Source organism: Aeromonas sp. FDAARGOS 1416, from assembly GCF_019048085.1.
Classification (GTDB): domain Bacteria; phylum Pseudomonadota; class Gammaproteobacteria; order Enterobacterales; family Aeromonadaceae; genus Aeromonas; species Aeromonas veronii.
Genome location: NZ_CP077301.1, coordinates 4,432,068 through 4,455,000, shown reverse-complemented (window position 1 = coordinate 4,455,000; position 22,933 = coordinate 4,432,068). Strand labels below are relative to the sequence as shown.

The window sequence follows — 22,933 nt, the reverse complement described above, 5'->3', positions numbered from 1 at the left end:
CCCGCTTTGCAACTTGGTGATGTCGGGCTCTATTTGGCGAATATTGGTTTCAATCAGCTGCACCAGACGCAAGGTTTTCTGCTTGTCTTGCATGCTCTTGCGAAGCTGGCCGCTCAACAGGATGGGCGTTCTGCTCCAGAGAATGTCATAACGCAGCATCAGGGTGTCATGATCAATTCCACCATAGTGATAGACCTCTACCGCATTGAGGAAACGACCTAGCTCCAGCTGCAACTGCATCAGCGCCCAGGAGACATCATAGGTGTATTTCTCCATCGCTCTGGTCGCATTCTGGATCTGCATCAGGCAATAGAGGGTGCTCCCGGTAAACGACAGGATGGATACATACAGAATGACGAGCAGTGGCCACGCCCTGGTCTTTCCTTTCACCCCATGCTCCCGTGCTGTTTTTATCAGTGCTGAATGTCTATCAAATCCAGCTGCCAAATCATCATGTCGGTATATTCGGATCGCTTCAATTCCGGATATTGATCAAGAGGCAGCATAAACCAGACCGGCCCCTTGTCACGCACCCGCATGACAGCCCCATTGTCTTCCCATGCAAGAATGGGCTCGTATTTGGCAACCTTGTCCCATTCAATGCGGACCTGGAAACTGTTCAGCGCCGTCAACGTAATGGTCTTGCCATCCGCACCGACTGCAGCCAATACATCGGCCAATTTTGGGCCTCTGTAGGTGTGCGGCTTATCCACCCACGGGTTGCCGGTCACTATCTCATGTTGCGGCAGAGCCTGTAGTTTAGCCAGATCAAACAACACCTTGCCATCAACTTCATCTGCCGACCTGATGTTGCCACCGACTTTCAGGATCACCGGCCCCGTCAGCGCCTCAGCAGCCATCACCGGCATGATGACCAATGAACACAGTAGTGTCAGCCAACCAAACATTTTCATATCTCCCCCAGATTTGCTGTCTCAACAGACTCAGTTTAGCCAGATATAAAAAAACGGCTCGCCTTGAGCGAGCCGTTTGTCAAACAGAGCAAGGGGGGATGATTACATCATGCCCATGCCACCCATGCCGCCCATGTCAGGCATGGCAGGGGTATCTTTCTTCGGCAGTTCGGTGACCATGCACTCGGTGGTGATCATCAGACCGGCGATGGAAGAGGCAAACTGCAGGGCGGAACGGGTTACCTTGGTCGGATCCAGGATGCCCATGGCCAGCATGTCGCCATACTGTTCGCTGTAAGCGTTGTAACCGAAGTTGCCTTCGCCGTTCTTCACTGCATTGGCAATGACGGAGGCTTCTTCACCGGCGTTGATGACGATTTGACGCAGCGGGGCTTCCATGGCGCGCAGGGCAACCTTGATACCGACGTTCTGGTCTTCGTTGTCACCGCGCAGGCCAGCCAGTTTGGCTGCAACGCGAACCAGCGCAACACCACCACCGGCAACCACGCCTTCTTCAACAGCAGCACGGGTAGCATGCAGAGCATCTTCTACGCGAGCTTTCTTCTCTTTCATCTCGACTTCGGTAGCAGCACCGACCTTGATCACGGCAACACCGCCAGCCAGCTTGGCTACGCGCTCTTGCAGCTTCTCACGGTCGTAGTCGGAGGAGGTCTCTTCGATCTGCTGACGGATCTGGGCAACACGGCCTTCGATCACGCCTGCATCACCCACGCCATCGATGATGGTGGTGTTCTCTTTGGTGATGACGATGCGCTTGGCACGACCCAGATCTTCCAGAGTCGCTTTTTCCAGCTCCATGCCAACTTCTTCGGAGATGACGGTACCGCCAGTCAGTACGGCGATATCCTGCAGCATGGCTTTGCGACGGTCACCGAAGCCCGGCGCCTTGACAGCAGCCACTTTCACGATGCCACGCATGGTGTTGACCACCAGAGTAGCCAGGGCTTCGCCCTCTACGTCTTCGGCAACGATCAGCAGCGGTTTGCCCGCTTTGGCAACACCTTCCAGCACCGGCAGCATTTCGCGGATGTTGGAGACTTTCTTGTCAACCAGCAGGATGAACGGGTCGTCCAGCTCGACAGAACCGGTTTCCTGTTTGTTGATGAAGTACGGAGAGAGGTAGCCGCGGTCGAACTGCATACCTTCAACAACAGCCAGCTCATCTTCCAGACCCTGACCATCTTCAACGGTGATGACGCCATCGCGACCCACTTTGTCCATGGCTTCAGCAATCAGCTTGCCCACTTTCTCGTCGGAGTTTGCGGAGATGGTGCCCACCTGAGCGATGGCATTACTGTCGGCACACGGCTGAGACAGCGCTTGCAGCTCGGCAACAGCAGCCACAACGGCCTTGTCGATACCGCGCTTCAGATCCATCGGGTTCATACCGGCGGCAACGGCTTTCAGACCTTCGTTGACGATAGCCTGAGCCAGAACGGTTGCAGTAGTGGTACCGTCACCGGCGGCATCGTTCGCCTTGGAAGCCACTTCCTTGACCATCTGGGCGCCCATGTTCTGGAACTTGTCTTCCAGCTCGATTTCGCGCGCAACAGAAACACCATCTTTAGTGATGGTCGGGGCGCCGAAGGACTTGTCCAGCACCACGTTGCGGCCTTTCGGGCCCAGAGTCACCTTGACGGCATCAGCCAGGATGTTTACGCCTTCCAGCATCTTGATGCGGGCTTCGTTACCAAACTTAACGTCTTTAGCTGCCATTTTTCTTCAATCCTTAAATCAATTCGGGGAAAAGGAGGATGGATTACTCTTCGACAATCGCCAGGATGTCGGTTTCGGAGAGGATCAGGACGTCCTGACCATCCAGCTTCTCGGTCTTCACACCGTAGCCTTCGTTGAAGATAACCTTGTCACCAACCTTCACGGCCAGCGCTTTGACTTCGCCATTATCCAGGATGCGACCAGTCCCCACGGCAAGCACTTCACCACGGGTGGACTTCTGGGCCGCAGTACCAGTCAAGACGATACCGCCGGCAGATTTGGCTTCAGCTTCGATGCGCTTGATGATGACGCGGTCGTGCAGTGGACGAATTTTCATCGATAACTCTCCCAAAATGAGTCTCATTGTTGCTTTGAGGAATGGCCGTTCCAGGCCAAATCGGATATGTCCCTGATGTGGGGCAGAGTTGCTAACCCTTCAAGGGCAAATACAAAAAAAATTTTTTCACGTACTATAAACATCTTCGATGGTTCAGCCATGTCCGCACCCTGGTGCAAGGTCGGTTCAAGCCGCCCGGTTTCCATGCCAGAACCTTCAAAGCCAGCTGTAGAGACGAGCCTTTGACCCGCACCAACCCCATGCTGACAGCCCCTATTCCGGTCGTACTGCGCCAGATGACGGGCCCCATGATCTTCGGCATCATCGCCATTCTGGCCTTCAATCTGGTCGATACCTTTTTTATCGGTATGCTGGGAACCGAAGCTCTGGCCGCCATTAGTTTTACCTTTCCCGTCACTTTTGTGGTTACCTCGCTGGCGATGGGATTGGGCGCCGGATTGTCAGCGGTGATCGGTCATACCCTGGGGCAGGGCAAACACGATGAGGCAGCCCATCTCGCCACCGACAGCCTGTTTCTGGCGGTGATCATGGTGGCCCTGCTCTCCGCGGGGGGCGCTCTCACCATCAAACCCCTGTTTACCCTGTTGGGGGCCAGTGCCGAGCTTATCTCTCTCATCCATGACTACATGCTGATCTGGTATCTCACCGTCCCCATGCTGGTGCTGCCCATGGTGGGCAATGCCGCCATCCGGGCGACCGGCGATACCAAAACCCCCAGTCTGGTGATGGCAGTAGCCGGGCTGGTCAACGGGGTACTGGATCCTCTGTTGATCTTCGGCATCGGCCCCTTTCCCGAGTGGGGGATCCGCGGGGCCGCCATCGCCACCTCTATCTCTTGGTTGATGGCGATGCTGGTCAGCCTCTATATCCTGCGTCATCGGGAAGGCTTGCTGCTGTGGCGCCTCTCGCCGCGGGCCCGGTTGCTGTCCCACTGGCGGGCGTTACTCCATGTCGCCGTCCCCGCCTCTTTTACCAATATGCTCAACCCCCTGGCCAATGCAGTGCTGATGACGATCTTTGCAGGACTGGGTACCGAGGTGGTGGCTGCTTATGGTGCCGCATCGCGGGTCGAGGCGCTGCTGCTGATTGTGATGATGGCCCTCGCCTCCGTACTGGCCCCTTTCATCTCGCAAAACTGTGGCGCTGGCAATCCGGCCCGCGCCAAGGCTGCGCTGCAAAGCTGCATGAGGTTTGCGTTGCTGTTCCAGCTCGCCATCTATGGCCTCACCTGGCTACTGGCGCCACTCATCGCCAATCTGTTCAGCGATCATCCGCAGGTCATTCGCCTCATCATTCTCTATCTGCATCTGGTGCCGATCGGTTACGGCTTTCAGGGCATGGTGATGCTGCTGGCCTCGGCACTCAATGGCGTGCGAGCATCCAGTATCTCGTTTTTGTTCAACGGATTGCGGCTGTTTGGTTTTCTGTTGCCAGGAGCCTGGCTGGGGGCAAAGCTGGGAGGAGAACAGGGGATATATCTGGGGATACTGCTGGCCAATCTGGCGGCGGGCACCCTCGCATGGTGGTATGCCCGACACCGCTTCGAGGCCTTGTGCCATCAGGGCAAACCCTGATTCAGTCACTCGCCTCGGGTTTTCGTCTCGTCGATTACTCTTTACGCTCACTCTTTGCGCTCAAACTCGCCTTCGATGGTGGTGCCGCCCTGCTTGGCGTTCCCCAGATGATCATCGGACGGTGCGCTGCCAAACGGCGATTGAGTACGCTGGAAACCGCCCATCTGCATCCGGAACTGGCTGCTGCCGATCAGCTTGTCGGCCAGTTTGTTGCGCAGCCAGGGCTGCAGCAGCAGGATCCCGAAAAAGTCGGTGACAAAACCCGGAATGATCAGCAGCAGACCGGCCAACGCCAACATCATGCCCCCCATCACCTCGCGGCCCGGCATCTCGCCCATCTGCATCTTTTGCTGAGCGCTGAACAGGGTCTTGATCCCTTCACTGCGCACCAGCGAGGAGCCCAATACCGCAGTCAGGATGAGCAAGCCGACAGTCGGCAGCGCCCCGATTACCGAGCCGACCTCGATCATCACGGTGAGTTCCAGTACAACCAGACCCACCAACAACAAAAACAACTTGCCCATATCCACTCCAGCACCGGTAAATTGAGAAAAAGTGGCGCCCATCCAACGATGGCCAGAGGCGATTTTGCCACCCCATCATCTCCACTTTCTGCCCTGAATAAATGGGGGCAGCCCCCCTCTTTTCAAGTTGGCCAACTGACTCCTACCTCATCAGCAATCTAAAAAACCAGCAAAAAGTCACAAAAATTTATAAAAATCATCATGATAAAAACTTCATAACATATGTGTACTTTCCTCAAAGTAATTTGAAAATGTCGCAAATTTAGTGATCCACCTCTAATAACCGATACCTCAATTGGAGTAGTATATTGATTAGTTTTTCGGGAGGTCATTCTCCCAACCGCCCCACTCGATGTGTGGTGCTTCAGGATGAGCTGTGCGCAAGGAACTCGCGACCACTCGGTGAGGATTTTTCCATTTATCTGATTTCTGAGGCATTACAATGAGCGACATCAAGAACGTCCGCATTGAAGAAGACCTGCTGGGCACCAAAGAAGTTTCCAATGATCTCTACTACGGTGTGCACACCCTGCGCGCTGTCGAGAACTTCAAGATCAGCTCTCAGAAGATTTCTGACGTTCCGGAATTCGTCCGCGGTATGGTGCTGACCAAGAAGGCCGCTGCGCTGGCAAACGGTGAACTGGGCACCATCCGTCCTGAAATTGCTGACAAGATCGTAGAAGCCTGCGACCTGATGCTGAACACCGGCAAATGCTTCGACCAGTTCCCGGTCGACGTTTACCAGGGTGGTGCCGGCACCTCCGTCAACATGAACACCAACGAAGTACTGGCCAACATCGCCCTGGAAATCATGGGTCTGGAGAAAGGCCGTTACGACGTCATCAACCCGAACGACCACGTCAACAAGTGCCAGTCCACCAACGATGCCTACCCGACCGGTTTCCGCGTTGCTGTGGTCAACAGCACTGACGTGACTCTGCACGCGCTGGAGCACCTGATCGCGGCATTCGATGCCAAAGCGAAAGAGTTCAAAAACATCCTGAAGATGGGTCGTACCCAGCTGCAAGATGCGGTTCCGATGACTCTGGGTCAGGAGTTCCACGCATTCGCCGTGACCCTGCGTGAAGAGATCAAGTCCATCAAGCGTTGCCAGGAGCTGCTGCTGGAAGTGAATCTGGGCGCGACCGCCATCGGTACCGGTCTGAACACTCCGCCCGAGTACTCTGCTCTGGCCATCAAGCGTCTGGCCGAGATCACCGGTCGTGCCTATGTACCGGCAGAAGACCTGATCGAAGCGACCTCAGACTGTGGCGCCTACGTCATGCTGCACGGCGCCATCAAGCGTCTGGCTATGAAGCTGTCCAAGATCTGTAACGACCTGCGTCTGCTATCCTCCGGCCCGCGCACTGCACTGAAAGAGATCAACCTGCCGGAAATGCAGGCGGGTTCCTCCATCATGCCGGCCAAGGTCAACCCGGTTATCCCGGAAGTGGTCAACCAATCCTGCTTCAAGGTATTCGGTAACGACATCACCATCACCTTCGCCGCCGAAGCCGGTCAGCTGCAGCTGAACGTCATGGAGCCGGTGATTGGTCAGGCGATGTTCGAATCCCTGAGCCTGATGGAAAAAGCCTGTATTTCCCTGCGCGAGAAGTGCGTGGAAGGTATCACCGCCAACCCGGAAATCTGCATGAATCACGTGCTGAACTCCATCGGTATCGTGACCTACCTGAACCCCTTCATCGGCCACCACGAAGGGGATATCGTCGGCAAGATCTGTGCCCAGACCGGCAAGAACGTCCGTGAAGTCGTTCTTGAGCGCGGTCTGCTGAGCGCCGAGCAGCTGGACGAAATTCTCTCCATCGAGAACCTGATGAACCCGCAATACAAAGCCAAGCGTTTCACCCGCGAAGCTGCCGTATAAGCGAGTGTGGGCCGGGATCTTCCCGGCCCATAAAGTCAGTTCCCGATTGGTCTTTATCCCCAGCCCGATCGGGAATTGGCTTTTTGCCAAATAAAAACCAAAAACTAAAAAATGGAGTTATCGCTATGATTGGAATCGAGTTACTTGTCGTGCTCGCCGCTATCTATCTGGGGGCCCGGATAGGCAGCATCGGCATCGGCTTTGCCGGTGGTCTGGGGGTACTGGTCTTGACGTGGGGTCTGGGCATGCCCATCCCGAGCGATCAACTGGTCAGCTACATCCCTTGGGATGTGATCATGATCATCGCATCCGTCATCTGTGCCATCGCCTGTATGCAACTGGCTGGCGGGATGGACTACCTGGTCTTCCTGGCAGAAAAAGCGCTGCGTAAGAACCCCAAATACATCACCTTCGCCGCCCCGGTGGTCACCTACCTGATGACCATGCTGGCCGGTACCGGTCATACAGCCTTCTCTACCCTGCCGGTGATCGCTGAAGTGGCCAAAGAGCAAGGGATCCGCCCATCCCGTCCGCTCTCCATCGCGGTTGTCGCCTCCCAGATCGCCATCACAGCTTCCCCGATCTCTGCCGCTGTGGTTGCCTTCTCCGGTATGCTCGAGCCGTTCGGTGTTGACTACCTTACCCTGCTGGCCATCTGCATCCCCTCTACCTTCCTGGCCTGTATCCTGGGCGCCTTCATTGCCAACATGATGGGCAAGCCGCTGGAGCAGGACGAAGTCTATCTGGAGCGTAAAGCCAAGGGCCTGATCAAACTGCGTGGTACTACCAAGCTCGAGATCAAACCGTACGCCAAGCTGTCGGTCTGGATCTTCATCGCCGCCATCGTTGCTGTCATGGCTTATGCCACTGCCATCTCCGGTAAAGTGGGCCTGATCACCAACCCGCCGATCCCCCGTGACGGCGCCATCATGGGCATCATGCTGGCCGCGGCCACCATCATGACCCTGGTGTGCAAACTGGACGCCACCCAGGTCACCAACATGCCGACCTTCAAGTCCGGTATGTCCGCCTGTATCTGCGTACTGGGTGTCGCCTGGCTGGGTAACGTCTTCGTGAAAGGCAACATGGACACCATCCAGCTGATCGCTGGCGACCTGCTGAACCAGTACTCCTGGCTGCTGGCCGTGGTGCTGTTCTTTGCCGCCATGCTGCTCTACTCACAGGGTGCAACCACCAAAGCACTGATGCCTGCCGCACTGGCACTGGGTGTCAGCCCGCTGACTGCGATTGCCTCCTTCGCAGCCGTGAGCGCCCTGTTTGTACTGCCGACCTACCCGACCCTGCTGGCTGCGGTAGAGATGGACGACACCGGCTCCACCCGTATCGGTAAGGCGGTCTTCAACCACCCCTTCTTCGTACCGGGCACCGCCACCATCGCCATCGCCGTGGCGCTGGGCTTCTTCTTCGGCGGCATCCTGCTGTAATCCTGTCGCCTGCCGATAGCCAAACAAAAATCCCCGCCAGTTGGCGGGGATTTTTTTATCTCTTTACTCTGTACTTGGCTTGGCTTGGCTGTCTGGCAGCGAGAGACCTGACGTATTATCCGGATGGCTCAACCACGGCGACAGCAGACACCACAACAGCGTGCCAGCGGCGCTATAACCGCCGCTGCCGGATTGCCGGAGTAGTAGGCCACCCATGGTACTCACCACCACGCCAGAAGGCGGGATCCTTCGGATCAGACCGGATCCAGGGTATCCAGCGGCCAGCGCGGCACGGCTTTGACCACAAGCGGTTCGAACACGCCCGCTTTCAGGCGCTGCATACCGGCGTAAGCGATCATGGCGCCGTTATCAGTGCAATATTCAGTGCGCGGATAGAACACCTCGCCCTTGAGGCTCTCCATCAGCTCGGCCAGCTGGGCACGCAGATGACGGTTGGCACTGACGCCACCGGCGACCACCAGACGCTTAAGACCGGTCTCTTTCAAAGCACGACGGCACTTGATGGCCAAGGTATCGACCACTGCATCTTCAAACGCCCGAGCGATATCGGCACGGGTCTGCTCATCATCACCATTGGCGGCGATGGTGTTGGCTGTGAAGGTCTTGAGGCCGGAGAAGCTCATGTCGAGCCCTGGGCGATCTGTCATGGGACGGGGGAAGTGGAAGCGCCCAGTGGTGCCCTTCTCCGCCAGACGGGAGAGCAGCGGACCACCCGGATAGTCCAGCCCCATCAGCTTGGCGGTCTTGTCGAACGCTTCACCAGCGGCATCATCGATGGATTCGCCCAACAGCTGATAGCTGCCGATGCCATCAACCCGCACCAGCATGGAGTGACCACCGGAGACCAGCAGCGCCACGAAGGGGAACTCGGGAGCTTTCTCTTCCAGCATGGGAGCCAGCAGGTGGCCTTCCATATGGTGGACGGCGATAGCAGGCTTGTTCCATGCCATCGCCAGCGAACGACCAATAGTGGCTCCCACCAGAATGGCGCCAACCAGACCCGGACCCGCGGTATACGCGATGCCGTCGATGTCATCTTTGCCCAGTCCCGCTTCTTGCAATGCGGCCTGGATCAACGGGATCGTCTTGCGAACATGATCCCGGCTGGCGAGCTCGGGGACAACGCCACCGTAGTCCGCATGCAGCTTGACCTGGCTGTATAACTGATGGGAAAGGATCCCTTTTTGATCGTCGAAGATCGCGATCCCGGTTTCGTCACAGGATGTCTCTATGCCCAATACACGCATTGCTAAAAAATTTCACTGCTAAAATGAGACGGCTATGGTAACCTTCGCGGGTTTTTTAAACCAGAGCGATCTCTGCGGGTTTACTTTCATTCCCTGTCCAGAGTATAATTTCGCACCATTTTAAGACATGCTGATCGATTGAAGGTCAGCTAACAATTTATCACTGAGGTGAAAGGCACATGCCAGTAATCAAAGTCCGTGAAAATGAGCCGTTTGACGTTGCTCTGCGTCGTTTCAAGCGTTCTTGCGAAAAAGCCGGTATCCTGTCCGAAGTTCGTAGCCGTGAGTTCTACGAGAAGCCGACTACCATTCGTAAGCGCGCCAAAGCGTCTGCTGTCAAGCGTCACGCCAAGAAGCTGTCTCGCGAAAACGCACGTCGTATCCGCCTGTACTAATCGGGAGATATTGCCGTGTCTCTGAAGGATCAACTCAAGGATCAGCAAAAACTCGCCATGCTTGCCAAAGATAAGGCACGTCTGGGAGCGATCCGCTTGTTGATGGCAGAAATCAAGCAACGTGAAGTCGATACCCGTATCGAGCTGAATGATGAGGATATCCTCGCTGTCGTGACCAAAATGGTCAAACAGCGCCGCGATTCCATCAGCCAATTTGAAGCTGCCGGTCGCCAGGATCTCGCCGACAAAGAGTCCGCCGAGATCGTTGTGTTGCAGGAGTTCCTGCCGCAACAGCTGACCGCAGATGAAATTGCCGCCCTGATCGAGCAAGCCATCACTGAAAGTGGTGCTGCCGTCATGGCTGATATGGGCAAGGTCATGGCTGTCTTGAAGCCGAAAATTCAGGGGCGTGCCGATGTCGGCGCCGTCAGTGCTCAGGTGAAAACCCACTTGGCGTAACAGGCAACTCTCTTGTTTGGTCGAAGAAGCCGTGCTTCCCTTGGAATGCGCGGCTTTTTTATTTTCTCCGCAATGAAACAGGACGGTTATGGCAGGCAGGATCCCCCAATCCTTTATCGACGATCTGCTCGTACGCACAGACATAGTCGAGCTGATCGACTCGCGAGTGCGGCTGAAAAAAGCCGGTAAGAACTACCAGGCTTGCTGCCCTTTTCATAACGAAAAAAGCCCCTCTTTTACCGTCAGCCAGGAGAAGCAGTTCTACCACTGTTTCGGTTGTGGCGCCCACGGCAACGCCATCGGCTTTGTCATGGAGTACGACGGTCTCGAATTTCCCGATGCCATCGAAGAGCTCGCCAGCATGCAGGGCATGCAGGTGCCTCGCGAGCAGAGTATCGGCGGCTCGGCCAATAGCCAGCCAGCCGTCAGCAAGGATCTGTTCGAGCTGATGAACCAGATCGCCCGCTTCTACGAGAGCAACCTCAAGAGTGCCCCCCATGCGGTGGAGTATCTCAAAGGCCGCGGCCTGACCGGCGAAGTAGTCAAACGCTTCAACATCGGTTATGCCCCCAGCGATTGGGATCAGGTGCGCCGCCGCTTTGGTACCAGCCGGGATCACGAGCAGTTGCTTATCTCGGGCGGTATGCTGATCACCCGTGATAATGGCCCGGGCAGCTATGATCGTTTCCGCGATCGCATCATGTTCCCGATCCGCGACAAGCGTGGCCGGGTCATCGGTTTCGGTGGCCGGGTGCTGGGTGATGGCACCCCCAAATACCTGAACTCGCCGGAGACCCCCATCTTCCATAAAGGGCGGGAGCTGTTCGGTCTCTACGAAGTGAAGCAGGCACACAAGGATCCGCGCCGGATCCTTGTGGTGGAAGGCTACATGGATGTGGTGGCACTCGGTCAGTACGACATCGACTACGCGGTGGCGGCGCTGGGTACTGCAACGACCAGCGACCATATCCACACCCTGTTTCGCACCACCGCCGAGGTGGTCTGCTGCTACGACGGTGACAACGCCGGTCGTGAAGCCGCCTGGCGCGCGCTGGATAATGCCCTCCCTCATCTGCAGGATGGCCGCGAGCTGAAGTTCGTGTTTCTGCCCGATGGCGAGGATCCCGACTCGTTGGTACGCAAGATCGGCAAGGAGGGCTTTGAAGCCTTGCTCGATGAAGCCCAGCCGTTCGCCGACTTCATGTTCGAGCGTCTCGGTCGCGATGCGGCGCTCTCCGGTGAGGCAGGCAAGTTCGAAGTGGCCAACAAGGCCGCCGAGCTTATTCGTCGCGTACCGGAAGGGTTTACCCGCGAAGGGCTGATCACCCGCCTCTCCAGCATGATGCGCTGGGGTGAGAACAAGCAGCGCATCGCCGAGCTCTTTGCCCGCAACAGTCAGCCCAAGGCCGAGGTCAACAAACCCAAGGCAGCCAAGCTGACGCCACTGCGGCGTGCGCTGGCACTGATGGTGCAATATCCGGCAGTAACGGCTGAGCTTCCCCCCATGCCGGAATTGGCCGGGCTACGCGTACAGGGCATCAAGTTCCTGCTGCAACTGCACCAGCAAATCCTGGCACAGCCCGGTATCACAACCGGTATCCTGCTGGAACACTGGCGTGGTACCAAGGAGGGAGAAATCCTTGCTCAGCTGGCCATGCACGACCTGTTCGAGGAGATCAAACTCGATCAGGAGCCGGATATTCTGGGAGAATTGCAGGACACCTTCGTCGGCTTCATCAACCAGTTTCTGAAACAGCGGATCGAAGAATTGCAGGCCAAAGTGGCTCAGGAAGGACTAAGCTCCGAAGAAACCCAAGAGCTGATGATGCTGATAAGAGAGGTGCAAATTGAGAAAAGAAATGAGAGTGGGGCTTGATATTTGAGTGATTAGTCCCAATATGGATAGCGTTGCCCGAATCGACGGGATGAAAAGCAAAAATTTTATAACCGCCTGGCCCCGACAATACTGCGGGCAGGGGTTTCTCATGACCGACGCCGCAACCAGACATAGCATGTCTGGCGGTTTTCTATTAGAATTGGCTATTTGCGCAGCAGCGCACTGTACGCGCAACCTAGCAACACCAACCGGATGAGTTCTATGGAGCAAACCCCGCAGTCTCAGCTTAAACTCCTCGTTGCCAAAGGTAAAGAACAGGGCTACCTGACCTATGCCGAGGTGAACGATCACCTCCCGCAAGACATTGTCGATTCAGACCAGATCGAAGACATCATTCAGATGATCAACGATATGGGCATTCAAGTGGTTGAAAACGCTCCGGATGCCGATGACCTTATCATGGCTGAAGGTGGTACCGCCGATGAGGACGCTGCCGAAGCAGCGGCCCAGGCTCTGGCATCTGTTGAATCTGAGATTGGTCGCACGACCGATCCCGTCCGCATGTACATGCGGGAAATGGGTACCGTCGAACTGCTGACCCGTGAAGGCGAAATCGACATCGCCAAGCGGATCGAAGACGGTATCAACCAGGTACAAAGCTCCGTAGCCGAGTACCCTGAAGCAATCACTTACCTGCTCGAACAGTACGACAAGTACGAAGCCGAGCAGCTGCGTCTCTCTGACATCATCTCTGGCTTTATTGACCCGAACGAAACCGAAGACATGGCACCTACCGCCACGCATATCGGTTCCGAGCTCGGCGAAGACGATCTGGCCGACGAAGATGAAGAAGACGAAGAAGACGAAGACGAAGATGGCGACAGCTCTGACGACGACGGTGACGGTGGTCCGGATCCGGAAGTCGCTCGCGAGAAGTTTGGCGAACTGCGTGCCCAGTATGAAGTGACCCGCCTCTCCATTCAGAAGAATGGTCGCGCGCACGAAGATACCCAGGCCGCCATCGCCCAGCTGGCAGATGTATTCCGCCAATTCCGCCTGATGCCCAAGCAGTTCGATCGCCTGGTCAACAACATGCGTGAAATGATGGAGCGGGTTCGCGTGCAGGAACGCATCATCATGAAGCTCTGCGTTGAGCAGGCCAAGATGCCGAAGAAAACCTTCGTCGCGGCCTTCACCAACAACGAGTGTGAAACTGCCTGGTTCGAATACCAGAAGCAGGCTGGCAAAGCCTGGTCTCCTCGTCTGGTTGAAATGGACGAGGATATCCAGCGCGCCATCGGCAAGCTGCAGCAGATTGAAGAAGAGACCGGTCTGTCGATTGCCCAGATCAAGGATATCAACCGTCGCATGAGCATCGGTGAGGCCAAGGCCCGCCGTGCGAAGAAAGAGATGGTTGAGGCCAACTTGCGTCTGGTTATCTCTATCGCCAAGAAGTACACCAACCGCGGTCTGCAGTTCCTGGATCTGATCCAGGAGGGCAACATCGGTCTGATGAAGGCGGTAGACAAGTTTGAATACCGTCGTGGCTACAAGTTCTCGACCTATGCTACCTGGTGGATCCGTCAGGCCATTACCCGCTCCATCGCGGATCAGGCCCGTACCATCCGAATCCCGGTACACATGATCGAGACCATCAACAAGCTCAACCGTATCTCCCGTCAGATGCTGCAGGAGATGGGTCGCGAACCAAACCCGGAAGAGCTGGCCATGCGCATGGGCATGCCGGAAGACAAGATCCGCAAGGTACTGAAAATCGCCAAAGAGCCTATCTCCATGGAGACGCCCATCGGTGATGATGAAGATTCCCACTTGGGCGACTTTATCGAAGATACCACCCTGGCTCTGCCAGCGGATGCAGCGACCAGCGAAAGCCTGCGCAACGCCACCCGCGAAGTGCTGGCTGGCCTGACCGCCCGCGAAGCCAAGGTACTGCGGATGCGTTTCGGTATCGACATGAACACTGACCACACCCTAGAGGAAGTGGGCAAACAGTTCGACGTTACCCGTGAGCGTATTCGTCAAATCGAAGCCAAGGCACTGCGCAAACTGCGCCACCCGAGCCGCTCGGAAGTGCTGCGCAGCTTCCTGGACGAATAGTCCTGACCCTGTGTCAAACTGCTCTGCCAAAGCCCCGCCATGCGGGGCTTTGTTTTGTCTGGCATTTACCCTTGCAACCCTCTTTGCGCCCTCAATCAAGCTGGACAATTAGTCGCCAAGTGGTTGATATGCCTATAGACTGCCCTTTCCTCTTCCCCTATAATCCACGCCGCTAAACGCACAATTTGGCCCCTTAGCTCAGTTGGTCAGAGCAGTCGACTCATAATCGATTGGTCGTGGGTTCAAGTCCCCCAGGGGCCACCAAATTAGAAAAGGCCGCTCATCATGAGCGGCCTTTTTGCATCTGCTGATCGGGCAATGTCCCGTGATAAGCTCGATGAGGTCATAGAAAAGACCCGCCATGGGCGGGTCTGGGCAGGGTCCGGATCAGGCGCCTCACTCAGAGACAAGGAGCCTAATGCTGAGCCTCAGGTTTGCTCGTTGCTGCCGCTCTGGATGGATGAGCGACGCCCGGCGGGTAGCATCCGAGTAACCAGATTGCTGCGCTGACGCCAGGAGGTGAAGACGATGGCCAGCAGGTGCAGACCTATCAGCCCCTGTAGCGCCACCACGCACCACTCATGCCACTCGTCAGCCCCCAGTTCAAATCCCGTCTCGGTATTTTGAAACCAGCCGCTGCCAGCTGTGGCCAGCACAACCAGCCAGAGCGCCCACACGGCCAGCTTGCCGCTACCGTGATGACCCGGTGCCGGAGGCTGTCGCTCACGCATCTCGCGTGCTTGCTGGCGAAAATCCTCACCACTGGGAATGAGGGCACCAAGGCGAGCGTAGCCACGGGCAAAAGTAAGCCCCCAGAGCAGACGCAAGGAGACCAGCCCAATGGCGCCGTAACCCAGCCACTCGTGCCACTCCTCCCCCGCTTCGTTAACCCAGAGGTTGCCGATGCAGACCGCCGCCAAGCCCCAGTGGGTCAGGCGAACCAGCGGATCCCAGCGAAAGGGCTCACCCTTTTTGCTTGGCATATTTGTGGTACTCCTTCTTCAGGTCGTTGACCTTGGCCAGATGTTCGCGCGCCTTTGCCTCATCACCCGCCTTGAGTGCGGCCAGGCTGGCGTCCAGCTCGGTCTGTACCTCGTTCATCCCTTCAAGGAATTTCTCTTTCTTGGCAGCCGGCATGTTCTTCTGCTTGGCCACATCCAGCTGGGCCTTCATCTCGTTGATGTGCTTCTCCATGGTGGCTGCATCATCAGCCTTGACGGCCTGCTTGTAGTTGAAGCCAATCTTCTTCATCGGCTGTTCCAGATCACCCGCCACGACAGGCAGGGTCATCAGGCCAAACATCAGGGGCAGCAGCAGGGGGCGGACGGTTTTCAACATGGGATTTCCTTATATAACGACATGCTCGAATTGTTAGGGGTACTTATGAATCCAAACAAGAATTCATCACCAGCATGATGCCATGACTCATGGTGAAACGTTTGTGAAAAATGCTGTTTTTTGTGGCAAATAGTGACAGATATGCCGCGCTTGTTTGCGCTTGGTAACTGATTGAACGCTGGTGACGCGCAGCATGAGGATGGTTGAAAGCGGTAAACAACGACAAAAAACCCCGCCGTAGCGGGGTCTGAATCAGCTGACCATTTGCTGGTGTCAGTTACTCCTGTTCGCGAGCAATGGCGCGCCAGCCGATATCCTTGCGGTAGAAGACGCCATCCCACTTGATGCGGCCAGCGAGCTGATAGGCACGCTGCTGGGCTTCTGCAACCGTATGGCCCAGCGCCGTGGCGCACAGTACACGACCGCCAGCGGTCAGGCTGGTATCGCCCTCCAGGCGGGTACCGGCATGGAACACCTTCTCACCCGCCACTTCATCCACCGGCAAGCCGCTGATGGGGTGGTTGGTGCTGTAATCGCCGGGATAGCCACCCGCCGCCAACACCACGCCGATAGCGGCGCGGGGATCATAGATGGCCTCTTTCTGATCCAGCTTGCCTGCGCAAGCCGCCAGACAGAGCTCTACCAGATCGGACTGCATCCGCAGCATGATGGGCTGGGTCTCGGGATCGCCGAAACGGCAGTTGAACTCGATCACCTTGGGATTGCCTGCGCCGTCGATCATCAGACCGGCGTAGAGGAAACCGGTGTAAACGTTGCCCTCGGCCGCCATGCCGCGCACAGTCGGCATGATCACCTGCTCCATCACGCGTCGATGTACCTCGGCGGTCACTACAGGCGCCGGGGAGTAAGCCCCCATACCGCCGGTGTTGAGGCCGGTATCACCGTCGCCAACCCGCTTGTGATCCTGACTGGTGGCCATCGGCAGCACGTGCTCGCCATCGACCATGACGATGAAGCTGGCCTCTTCCCCCTCCAGAAACTCCTCAATCACCACTCGGGAACCCGCTTCGCCAAAGGCATTGCCGGAGAGCATGTCGCGCACCGCATCTTCCGCCTCCTGCAAGGTCATGGCGACAATCACCCCCTTGCCCGCCGCCAGACCATCGGCCTTGATGACGATGGGGGCGCCCTTCTCGCGCAAGTAGGCGAGTGCTGGCTCCACTTCGGTGAAGTTCTGGTACTCGGCAGTCGGGATGGCGTGACGGGCCAGGAAATCCTTGGTGAAAGCCTTGGAGCCTTCCAGCTGGGCAGCGGCAGCAGTCGGGCCAAAGATGGGCTGACCGGCGGCGCGGAAGGCATCCACCACCCCTTTCACCAGCGGCGCTTCCGGCCCGACGATGGTGAGGCCGACCTGCTTCTCTTTGGCAAAGGCCAGCAGCCCGTCGATATCGGTCGCCTCGATGGCGACGTTCTCGACCCCCGGCTCAAGCTGGGTGCCTGCGTTGCCCGGCGCCACAAAAACGTGACGTACCAGTGGGGAGTGTTTGGCCTTCCAGGCCAGGGCGTGTTCGCGGCCACCGTTGCCAATGATCAGTACTTTCATCGTATCGCTCGCTTCTATTTGTGGTCACTGGACGGCCACCCGGGCCGTCAGTCAGTGGAAATAGTCAGTTGAAAAGAGACAACAAAAGGGCCGCCATCGGCAGCCCCTGACCCATCAATGACGGAAATGGCGCATGTTGGTGAACACCATGCACATGCCGTGTTCGTCGGCGGCGTCGATTACCTCCTGATCGCGCATCGAGCCACCCGGCTGGATCACGCAGGAGATACCGGCCTGAGCGGCAGCATCGATACCGTCGCGGAACGGGAAGAAGGCATCGGAGGCCATCACGGAGCCCGCCACGGTCAGCCCTTCATCCGCCGCCTTGATACCGGCGATTTTGGCCGAATAAACACGGCTCATCTGGCCTGCGCCGACGCCGATGGTCTGGCCATCTTTGGCGTAGACAATGGCGTTGGATTTGACGAACTTGGCCACTTTCCAGCAGAACAGCAGATCTTGCAGTTCGGCCTCGGTCGGCTGGCGCTTGCTGACCACGGTCAGGTCACCCAGCGTCACCATGCCGAGATCCCGCTCCTGTACCAGCAGGCCGCCGTTGACGCGTTTGAGGTCAAACCCTTGCGCCGGAGCAGTCCACTGACCGCATTCGAGCAGACGCACGTTCTGCTTGGCAGCGACCGCTTCGCGGGCCTCCTGGCTGACGCTCGGGGCGATGATCACTTCGACAAACTGGCGGGCCACGATGGCTGCCGCAGTGGCACCATCCAGCTCACGGTTAAAGGCGATGATGCCGCCAAAGGCGGAGGTGGGGTCGGTCTGGTAGGCGCGATCGTAGGCACTCAGCAGGTCGCTACCGATGGCCACACCGCAGGGGTTGGCATGCTTGACGATGACGCAGGCCGGCTCGTCGAACTCCTTCACACACTCCAGCGCCGCATCGGTATCGGCGATGTTGTTGTAGGAGAGCGCCTTGCCCTGCAGTTGGGTCGCGCTGGAGACGGAACCCGGCGCGGCATGCTCCTCGGCATAGAAAGCGGCAGCCTGATGGCTGTTCTCGCCGTAACGCATGTCCTGCTTCTTGATGAACTGGCTGTTGAAGGTGCGTGGGAAGCGGGACTCCTCGTCACCCTCTTTGTTTTCACCGTAGGAAGGAACCATGGTGCCGAAGTAGTTGGCGATCATGCCATCGTAGGCAGCGGTGTGCTCGAACGCGGCGATGGCCAGATCGAAACGGGTCGCCAGTTTGAGGCTGTTGCCGTTGGCATCCATTTCGCGAATAACCCGATCGTAGTCGGCAGCTTTGACGACGATGGCGACATCTTTATGGTTTTTGGCGGCAGAACGCACCATGGTCGGGCCGCCGATGTCGATGTTCTCGACCGCATCGGCCAGGGTGCAGCCCGCTTTGGCTACGGTGGCAGCAAAGGGGTAGAGGTTGACGACAACCATGTCGATGGGGGAGATAGCGTGCTGGGCCATGATGGCGTCATCCTGATCCCGACGGCCGAGGATGCCGCCATGAACCTTGGGATGCAGGGTCTTGACCCGGCCATCCATCATTTCAGGGAAACCCGTGTAGTCGGAGACCTCGGTCACCGGCAGACCCGCCTCGCCAAGCAGCTTGGCGGTACCGCCCGTGGAGAGCAGGGCAACACCACGCTCGTTGAGTGCCTTGGCAAATTCCAGAATGCCAGTTTTGTCAGACACACTCAGCAGTGCACGGCGAATGGGTCGAGCTTGTTCCATCACACTATCGTCCTCAACATAACGGGGACCGTTCCATGGGAGGCGAGGCTCAACACAGAGAGTCCCCAAATAAATGGAAGTGGGGGATTTCGCAAACCACTCTCGCCCCAACATCCGGCAAAAGCGTTTTAGGAAATGCCCGCTTGGTGCGGCGCTCTGTTATGGGCGCGTATTCTACACAAAAAATGTGACCTGTGGTGGATTTTTTGAAACAGCAAAGCCTTATTTGGCGCGGCGTTAAACGTTTTCCACCTGATCTCCTCGAAACGTTTGCACTTTCAGTGTTTTATGGGAAAAAGGGTCGCCAGGAGATGTTTATCTGCCCCTTTTATGCCCTTGGCTGGCAATCCATGGGCAAAGGGGTGATAGTGGATTCCGGTTTTTGTGGCGGCATACATTCAAGGGGAGAGAGAGCATGTATCGGATCGGTGAACTGGCCAAGGCGTGCGGGGTCAAGGCAGATACCCTGCGTTTTTACGAGAAGAACGGGCTTATCTCACCGGGGATCCGCAACGAATCCGGCTACCGCCTCTACTCCGAACAGGACAAGCGGCGGCTGGAGTTCATCATTCGCGCCAAGTCGGTGGGATTCTCGCTGGCCGATATCGGCGAGCTGCTCGACCTCGATACCAACAAGGCCAAAGTCACCTGTCAGGAGGTAAAAGCGGTAGCCGACACCAAGCTGGCCCAGGTGGAGCAGAAGATCATCGAACTGACCCGCTTTCGCGACAACCTGCGCGAGCTCTCCAATATCTGTTGCGGCGGCCCCCGCTCGGCGGAGCACTGCGCCATCCTCGAGACGCTGGAATCTGGCGCCCCGGCCCATCACGAGCATCACAACCACGACCAGCATGACCCGGTTCACGGCTGACATGGTATGTCTGACTGAGCGTGCCTAGCTCAGTGTGACTGACTCGGCGGCGCCGACGCATTGCTCCGGCGGCGATTTGGTGACAAAATCGCCGCGTTTTTAACCGGTGCCAGTGCATCCGGTTGCCGGGCGCTAGCCTGAACAGGCGCCCGCAGCGAAAACCGCCATCCAGACACAAGAATCAACACACCAAGAGAAAAGAAGAGGAGCCATCATGGCCAAGATCCGGGTCGACCAACCCGCCCTCCCCCGTGAGGAAAATGCGCAAGGGGGCTGCTATGCCCATCAGCGCGGCGAGATAAAGGATAACCATCTGCATGCCCTGCTCTGTGATCCCCTGTTTCGCAGCCGGGTCGAGCGCAACAAGAAGGGCAAGGGGAGTTACCAGCGCAAGGCCAAATTCGGCAAGCGGTGGGAGCCCGGCCAACAGCAGATGTTCCGCGTCTGCTGCTGAGCGGGTTCCTTCCGACCATAAACAATCAGGGCTCCATAGGTGCCCTGATTGTTTGTGGATCTCTGGGGTTATAGCCCACAATACTGGGGCTAGAAGGCAGCCAGATAGTAACCATTCATCTTCTGCTGAATGCCACACCAATCGAGGCTAGACTGTTTGCCGTTGATAATCAGCTCGTCCTTACCATCATCGCGCAGGTAGAAATGGTGGTTTTCGCCACCACGGTCCACTGCTTGAAAGTAATAGTCACTTTGCCAGCCGAGCTGCTCGTTACGCCACAGAAGGAACTCTCCTTGCTCATAGGTAACTGTCACTGACTTGGCCTTGGTTATCGCTGGACATAGCCGGGCCAGTTGGCCAAACCTCTGCTTAACTGCATCAGTACGATCGACTCCGTCATTATTGCCACGCAGGCTGATATTAACCTGCTGCTTGGTCGGCATAGCCAAATAGGCAACACCGCTACCAACTAGCGCGATCACCCCCAATACAGCCCAACCAAAGCCGTTTATCTTTGTCATCTCCGCTCTCTTTTGCTGTAACTCACTGGTGTACTGCCCTCAAGGTAATGGCACATATCAGCCTCAAATAAAAGAAGGTTCGCCAACCACCGCTCACTCATCCATAAACAGCTCGAGCAACACGTTGAGATAGCGATGGCCGAGACAAGTGAGCTGCCAGCTATCCCCCAGATCCTCGATCAGCTCCTTGCTCTGTGCGATGGCGAGCACTGTCTCCACCCGTTCCAGCGGCAAGCCTGTGTAGGCCTCGAACTCCGCCTTGGGGGCCGGTTCAAACAGGCGGAAGCGGTTCATAAAGTATTCGAGCGGCAGATCGTCTGCCGTCACCTGCCACTGCTCGTCCAGATAGGGGCGACTCTTGTCCAGATACCCTTTCGGATGCTTCACCTTGGCGGTGCGCAGGATCTGTTGGTTCGCGAGATCAGTCACCTTGCCGTGGGCGCCACAGCCGATCCCCAGATAGTCACCAAAGCGCCAGTAGTTGAGGTTGTGATGGCACTGGTAGCCCTCTTTGGCGTAAGCCGAGATCTCGTACTGGCGATAACCGCTGGCGGTGAGCATGGCGTGACCCTGCTCGTAGATATCCCACAGGGTGTCATCTTCCGGCAGTTTGGGCGGTTTGGAGGCAAACGCCGTGTTCGGCTCTATGGTGAGCTGATACCAGGAGAGGTGCGGCGGGGCGCAGTCGATCGCCTGCTGCAGGTCATAAAGGGCATCATCCAGACTCTGATCCGGCAGACCGTGCATCAGATCCAGATTGAAGGTAGGCAACTTGATGGTGTGGGCCAGTGCGGCGGCCTTGCGCGCTTCTTGCGGGCCGTGAATGCGGCCGAGGCGGGTCAGCTTCTCCTGCTGGAAGCTCTGCACGCCGATGGAGATACGGTTGATGCCGGCGCGCTGGAAACCGGCGAACTTGTCCGCCTCCACCGTGCCCGGGTTGGCCTCCATGGTGATCTCACAATCTGCGGTGAGCGGAATGCGGGCCCGCACCCCGCCCAGCAAGGCTTGCATCGCCTCTACCGTCAACAGGCTGGGGGTGCCGCCGCCGATAAAGATCGAGGAGAGCGGCCGCCCCTGCACCCACTTCAGCTCCTGATCCAGATCCTCCAGCAGAGCGGCGACATATTCGAGGTGAGGCAACTCCCCCTTCTGGGCATGGGAGTTGAAGTCACAGTAAGGGCACTTCTGGACGCACCAGGGCACATGAATATAGAGAGAGAGTGGCGGCAGTTGCAGCATGGGGCTTCCAATAAAACGGGGGCTCAAGGCCCCCATTGTAGATGACTATGTGTAATTGACCGTGTGTAACCAACAAGGTGGCGAATTGGCTCAGTGCGCCGCAGCCAGCGCCGCTTTTAACTTGGCCAGCGCCTGACCGCGATGGCTCAGCTGGTTTTTCAGCTCGGCGGGCATCTGGGCGGCGGTGCAGTCGTGATCCGGCACGAAGAAGACCGGGTCATAGCCAAAACCGTGCTGACCGCGCGGCTCGTCGATGATCATCCCTTCCCAGCTCGCCTGACAGATGATGGGAGTGGGATCGTCAGCGTGGCGCATATAGACCAGCACACACCAGAAGCGGGCGCTTTTCAGGTACTCGGGGGCACCTTGCAGCTCGCCGAGCAGCTTCTCGATGTTGGCCTTGTCACCGGCACCCACACCGGCAAAACGGGCGGAGTAGACGCCGGGGCGCCCTTGCAGCAGATCGACTTCCAGACCGGAATCATCGGCCACGGCGGGCAGACCGGTAATGCGGGCGGCGTGGCGGGCCTTGATGATGGCATTCTCGACGAAGGTGGTGCCGGTCTCATCGGCATCGGAGACCGCAAACTCGCTCTGTGGGATCACCTGGATCTTCATATCGGCCAGCATGGCGGCCAATTCCTTCACCTTTTTCTGGTTACCTGTTGCCAGGACAAGCTTGTTCATCGAGCACCTCCGCAAAAATAATCTGCGCATTCTATGCG

22 protein-coding genes and 1 tRNA gene (1 of these 23 running past the window's edge) are annotated in these 22,933 nt (G+C 57.3%); 10 read left to right on the top strand and 13 right to left on the bottom strand.

Annotated features, from left to right (window positions below):
- From I6L46_RS20375 to I6L46_RS20360, 4 genes are all read right to left on the bottom strand, one after another.
- On the bottom strand, nt 1-390 hold the start of the coding sequence (locus tag I6L46_RS20375) for a bifunctional diguanylate cyclase/phosphodiesterase (protein WP_005340581.1). It extends 1,542 nt beyond the left edge of the window; 390 of the gene's 1,932 nt are visible here — the first part of the coding sequence; its start codon is at nt 388-390; the stop codon falls past the left edge of the window.
- A 23-nt stretch (nt 391-413) separates the two neighbouring features.
- Nucleotides 414-914 carry a molybdopterin-binding oxidoreductase gene (locus I6L46_RS20370; protein ID WP_019444953.1) on the bottom strand — a complete coding sequence of 167 codons (501 nt, stop codon included), beginning with the start codon at nt 912-914 and terminating at the stop codon, nt 414-416.
- A 102-nt stretch (nt 915-1,016) separates the two neighbouring features.
- The gene (groL, locus tag I6L46_RS20365) at nt 1,017-2,651 is read right to left on the bottom strand and encodes a chaperonin GroEL (RefSeq protein WP_005340575.1); all 1,635 of its coding nucleotides are present in this window, start codon (nt 2,649-2,651) and stop codon (nt 1,017-1,019) included.
- Between the two features lie 43 nt (nt 2,652-2,694).
- A complete protein-coding gene (locus tag I6L46_RS20360; protein WP_005340573.1) occupies nt 2,695-2,988 on the bottom strand; it encodes a co-chaperone GroES in 294 nt (97 codons plus the stop codon).
- A 260-nt stretch (nt 2,989-3,248) separates the two neighbouring features.
- Between I6L46_RS20360 and I6L46_RS20355 the strand changes: the two genes are divergently transcribed.
- Entirely contained in the window at nt 3,249-4,583 is a 1,335-nt protein-coding gene (locus I6L46_RS20355) for an MATE family efflux transporter (protein ID WP_235630050.1), read from the top strand.
- Between the two features lie 47 nt (nt 4,584-4,630).
- Here the strand turns inward: I6L46_RS20355 and I6L46_RS20350 are convergent, their stop codons facing one another.
- The gene (locus I6L46_RS20350; protein ID WP_206875257.1) at nt 4,631-5,107 is read right to left on the bottom strand and encodes an FxsA family protein; all 477 of its coding nucleotides are present in this window, start codon (nt 5,105-5,107) and stop codon (nt 4,631-4,633) included.
- Nucleotides 5,108-5,549: 442 nt separating this feature from the next.
- Here I6L46_RS20350 and aspA point away from each other — a divergent pair, with 442 nt between their 5' ends.
- Together aspA and I6L46_RS20340 are read left to right on the top strand one after the other, a co-directional pair.
- Entirely contained in the window at nt 5,550-6,992 is a 1,443-nt protein-coding gene (aspA, locus tag I6L46_RS20345; RefSeq protein ID WP_005340569.1) for an aspartate ammonia-lyase, read from the top strand.
- A 125-nt stretch (nt 6,993-7,117) separates the two neighbouring features.
- Nucleotides 7,118-8,437, top strand: coding sequence for an anaerobic C4-dicarboxylate transporter (locus I6L46_RS20340; RefSeq protein ID WP_021229055.1), 1,320 nt, complete (start codon nt 7,118-7,120; stop codon nt 8,435-8,437).
- 254 nt (nt 8,438-8,691) lie between these two features.
- Here I6L46_RS20340 and tsaD read toward each other — a convergent pair whose 3' ends face one another.
- Complete coding sequence (gene tsaD, locus I6L46_RS20335; protein ID WP_019444959.1) at nt 8,692-9,705, bottom strand: tRNA (adenosine(37)-N6)-threonylcarbamoyltransferase complex transferase subunit TsaD; 1,014 nt, start codon at nt 9,703-9,705, stop codon at nt 8,692-8,694.
- Nucleotides 9,706-9,884: 179 nt separating this feature from the next.
- On the opposite strand from tsaD, the gene rpsU reads away from it, so the two are divergent.
- The 5 genes from rpsU to I6L46_RS20310 all read left to right on the top strand — a co-directional run bounded on the left by rpsU (nt 9,885) and on the right by I6L46_RS20310 (nt 14,778).
- Complete coding sequence (gene rpsU / locus I6L46_RS20330) at nt 9,885-10,100, top strand: 30S ribosomal protein S21 (protein ID WP_005309452.1); 216 nt, start codon at nt 9,885-9,887, stop codon at nt 10,098-10,100.
- A 15-nt stretch (nt 10,101-10,115) separates the two neighbouring features.
- Nucleotides 10,116-10,559, top strand: coding sequence for a GatB/YqeY domain-containing protein (locus I6L46_RS20325; protein ID WP_101531598.1), 444 nt, complete (start codon nt 10,116-10,118; stop codon nt 10,557-10,559).
- Between the two features lie 88 nt (nt 10,560-10,647).
- Nucleotides 10,648-12,435, top strand: coding sequence for a DNA primase (gene dnaG, locus I6L46_RS20320; RefSeq protein WP_216976931.1), 1,788 nt, complete (start codon nt 10,648-10,650; stop codon nt 12,433-12,435).
- A 183-nt stretch (nt 12,436-12,618) separates the two neighbouring features.
- Nucleotides 12,619-14,514 carry an RNA polymerase sigma factor RpoD gene (rpoD, locus tag I6L46_RS20315; protein ID WP_263718854.1) on the top strand — a complete coding sequence of 632 codons (1,896 nt, stop codon included), beginning with the start codon at nt 12,619-12,621 and terminating at the stop codon, nt 14,512-14,514.
- 187 nt (nt 14,515-14,701) lie between these two features.
- A tRNA-Ile gene (locus tag I6L46_RS20310) sits at nt 14,702-14,778 on the top strand.
- 164 nt (nt 14,779-14,942) lie between these two features.
- On the opposite strand, the gene I6L46_RS20305 is transcribed toward I6L46_RS20310, so the two are convergent.
- From I6L46_RS20305 to purH, 4 genes are all read right to left on the bottom strand, one after another.
- Nucleotides 14,943-15,497 (bottom strand): cytochrome b/b6 domain-containing protein, encoded by a 555-nt coding sequence (locus tag I6L46_RS20305; protein ID WP_005358118.1) that lies wholly within the window; start codon nt 15,495-15,497, stop codon nt 14,943-14,945.
- Nucleotides 15,478-15,852, bottom strand: coding sequence for a cytochrome b562 (locus I6L46_RS20300; RefSeq protein ID WP_139430050.1), 375 nt, complete (start codon nt 15,850-15,852; stop codon nt 15,478-15,480). Before I6L46_RS20300 ends, I6L46_RS20305 begins: the two co-directional genes overlap by 20 nt.
- Before the next feature lie 277 nt (nt 15,853-16,129).
- Entirely contained in the window at nt 16,130-17,416 is a 1,287-nt protein-coding gene (gene purD, locus I6L46_RS20295; protein ID WP_005340546.1) for a phosphoribosylamine--glycine ligase, read from the bottom strand.
- Nucleotides 17,417-17,530: 114 nt separating this feature from the next.
- Complete coding sequence (purH, locus tag I6L46_RS20290) at nt 17,531-19,123, bottom strand: bifunctional phosphoribosylaminoimidazolecarboxamide formyltransferase/IMP cyclohydrolase (protein ID WP_216976929.1); 1,593 nt, start codon at nt 19,121-19,123, stop codon at nt 17,531-17,533.
- A gap of 415 nt (nt 19,124-19,538) precedes the next feature.
- On the opposite strand from purH, the gene zntR reads away from it, so the two are divergent.
- Nucleotides 19,539-19,994 carry a Zn(2+)-responsive transcriptional regulator gene (gene zntR / locus I6L46_RS20285; RefSeq protein WP_043825867.1) on the top strand — a complete coding sequence of 152 codons (456 nt, stop codon included), beginning with the start codon at nt 19,539-19,541 and terminating at the stop codon, nt 19,992-19,994.
- 214 nt (nt 19,995-20,208) lie between these two features.
- Nucleotides 20,209-20,448: an alternative ribosome-rescue factor A gene (locus tag I6L46_RS20280; protein WP_234916489.1), complete on the top strand. Its 240-nt coding sequence runs from the start codon at nt 20,209-20,211 to the stop codon at nt 20,446-20,448.
- 89 nt (nt 20,449-20,537) lie between these two features.
- On the opposite strand, the gene I6L46_RS20275 is transcribed toward I6L46_RS20280, so the two are convergent.
- The 3 genes from I6L46_RS20275 to rdgB all read right to left on the bottom strand — a co-directional run bounded on the left by I6L46_RS20275 (nt 20,538) and on the right by rdgB (nt 22,895).
- On the bottom strand, nt 20,538-20,969 hold the full coding sequence (locus tag I6L46_RS20275; protein ID WP_139410266.1) for a hypothetical protein: 432 nt from the start codon (nt 20,967-20,969) through the stop codon (nt 20,538-20,540).
- A 93-nt stretch (nt 20,970-21,062) separates the two neighbouring features.
- On the bottom strand, nt 21,063-22,208 hold the full coding sequence (hemW, locus tag I6L46_RS20270) for a radical SAM family heme chaperone HemW (RefSeq protein WP_216976927.1): 1,146 nt from the start codon (nt 22,206-22,208) through the stop codon (nt 21,063-21,065).
- A 90-nt stretch (nt 22,209-22,298) separates the two neighbouring features.
- A complete protein-coding gene (rdgB, locus tag I6L46_RS20265; protein ID WP_005340539.1) occupies nt 22,299-22,895 on the bottom strand; it encodes an RdgB/HAM1 family non-canonical purine NTP pyrophosphatase in 597 nt (198 codons plus the stop codon).
- Nucleotides 22,896-22,933 lie beyond the last annotated feature (38 nt).

What these genes read in the sequence shown, in the direction of transcription:
- I6L46_RS20280 (WP_234916489.1), top strand. Translation starts at nt 20,209, where the DNA reads ATGGCCAAGATCCGGGTCGACCAACCCGCCCTCCCCCGTGAGGAAAAT.
- hemW (WP_216976927.1), bottom strand. Translation starts at nt 22,208, where the DNA reads ATGCTGCAACTGCCGCCACTCTCTCTCTATATTCATGTGCCCTGGTGC.
- I6L46_RS20350 (WP_206875257.1), bottom strand. Translation starts at nt 5,107, where the DNA reads ATGGGCAAGTTGTTTTTGTTGTTGGTGGGTCTGGTTGTACTGGAACTC.
- zntR (WP_043825867.1), top strand. Translation starts at nt 19,539, where the DNA reads ATGTATCGGATCGGTGAACTGGCCAAGGCGTGCGGGGTCAAGGCAGAT.
- I6L46_RS20355 (WP_235630050.1), top strand. Translation starts at nt 3,249, where the DNA reads ATGCTGACAGCCCCTATTCCGGTCGTACTGCGCCAGATGACGGGCCCC.
- aspA (WP_005340569.1), top strand. Translation starts at nt 5,550, where the DNA reads ATGAGCGACATCAAGAACGTCCGCATTGAAGAAGACCTGCTGGGCACC.
- purD (WP_005340546.1), bottom strand. Translation starts at nt 17,416, where the DNA reads ATGAAAGTACTGATCATTGGCAACGGTGGCCGCGAACACGCCCTGGCC.
- dnaG (WP_216976931.1), top strand. Translation starts at nt 10,648, where the DNA reads ATGGCAGGCAGGATCCCCCAATCCTTTATCGACGATCTGCTCGTACGC.
- rpsU (WP_005309452.1), top strand. Translation starts at nt 9,885, where the DNA reads ATGCCAGTAATCAAAGTCCGTGAAAATGAGCCGTTTGACGTTGCTCTG.
- I6L46_RS20340 (WP_021229055.1), top strand. Translation starts at nt 7,118, where the DNA reads ATGATTGGAATCGAGTTACTTGTCGTGCTCGCCGCTATCTATCTGGGG.
- I6L46_RS20370 (WP_019444953.1), bottom strand. Translation starts at nt 914, where the DNA reads ATGAAAATGTTTGGTTGGCTGACACTACTGTGTTCATTGGTCATCATG.
- I6L46_RS20300 (WP_139430050.1), bottom strand. Translation starts at nt 15,852, where the DNA reads ATGTTGAAAACCGTCCGCCCCCTGCTGCTGCCCCTGATGTTTGGCCTG.
- groL (WP_005340575.1), bottom strand. Translation starts at nt 2,651, where the DNA reads ATGGCAGCTAAAGACGTTAAGTTTGGTAACGAAGCCCGCATCAAGATG.
- I6L46_RS20360 (WP_005340573.1), bottom strand. Translation starts at nt 2,988, where the DNA reads ATGAAAATTCGTCCACTGCACGACCGCGTCATCATCAAGCGCATCGAA.
- tsaD (WP_019444959.1), bottom strand. Translation starts at nt 9,705, where the DNA reads ATGCGTGTATTGGGCATAGAGACATCCTGTGACGAAACCGGGATCGCG.
- I6L46_RS20275 (WP_139410266.1), bottom strand. Translation starts at nt 20,969, where the DNA reads ATGACAAAGATAAACGGCTTTGGTTGGGCTGTATTGGGGGTGATCGCG.
- purH (WP_216976929.1), bottom strand. Translation starts at nt 19,123, where the DNA reads ATGGAACAAGCTCGACCCATTCGCCGTGCACTGCTGAGTGTGTCTGAC.
- I6L46_RS20305 (WP_005358118.1), bottom strand. Translation starts at nt 15,497, where the DNA reads ATGCCAAGCAAAAAGGGTGAGCCCTTTCGCTGGGATCCGCTGGTTCGC.
- rdgB (WP_005340539.1), bottom strand. Translation starts at nt 22,895, where the DNA reads ATGAACAAGCTTGTCCTGGCAACAGGTAACCAGAAAAAGGTGAAGGAA.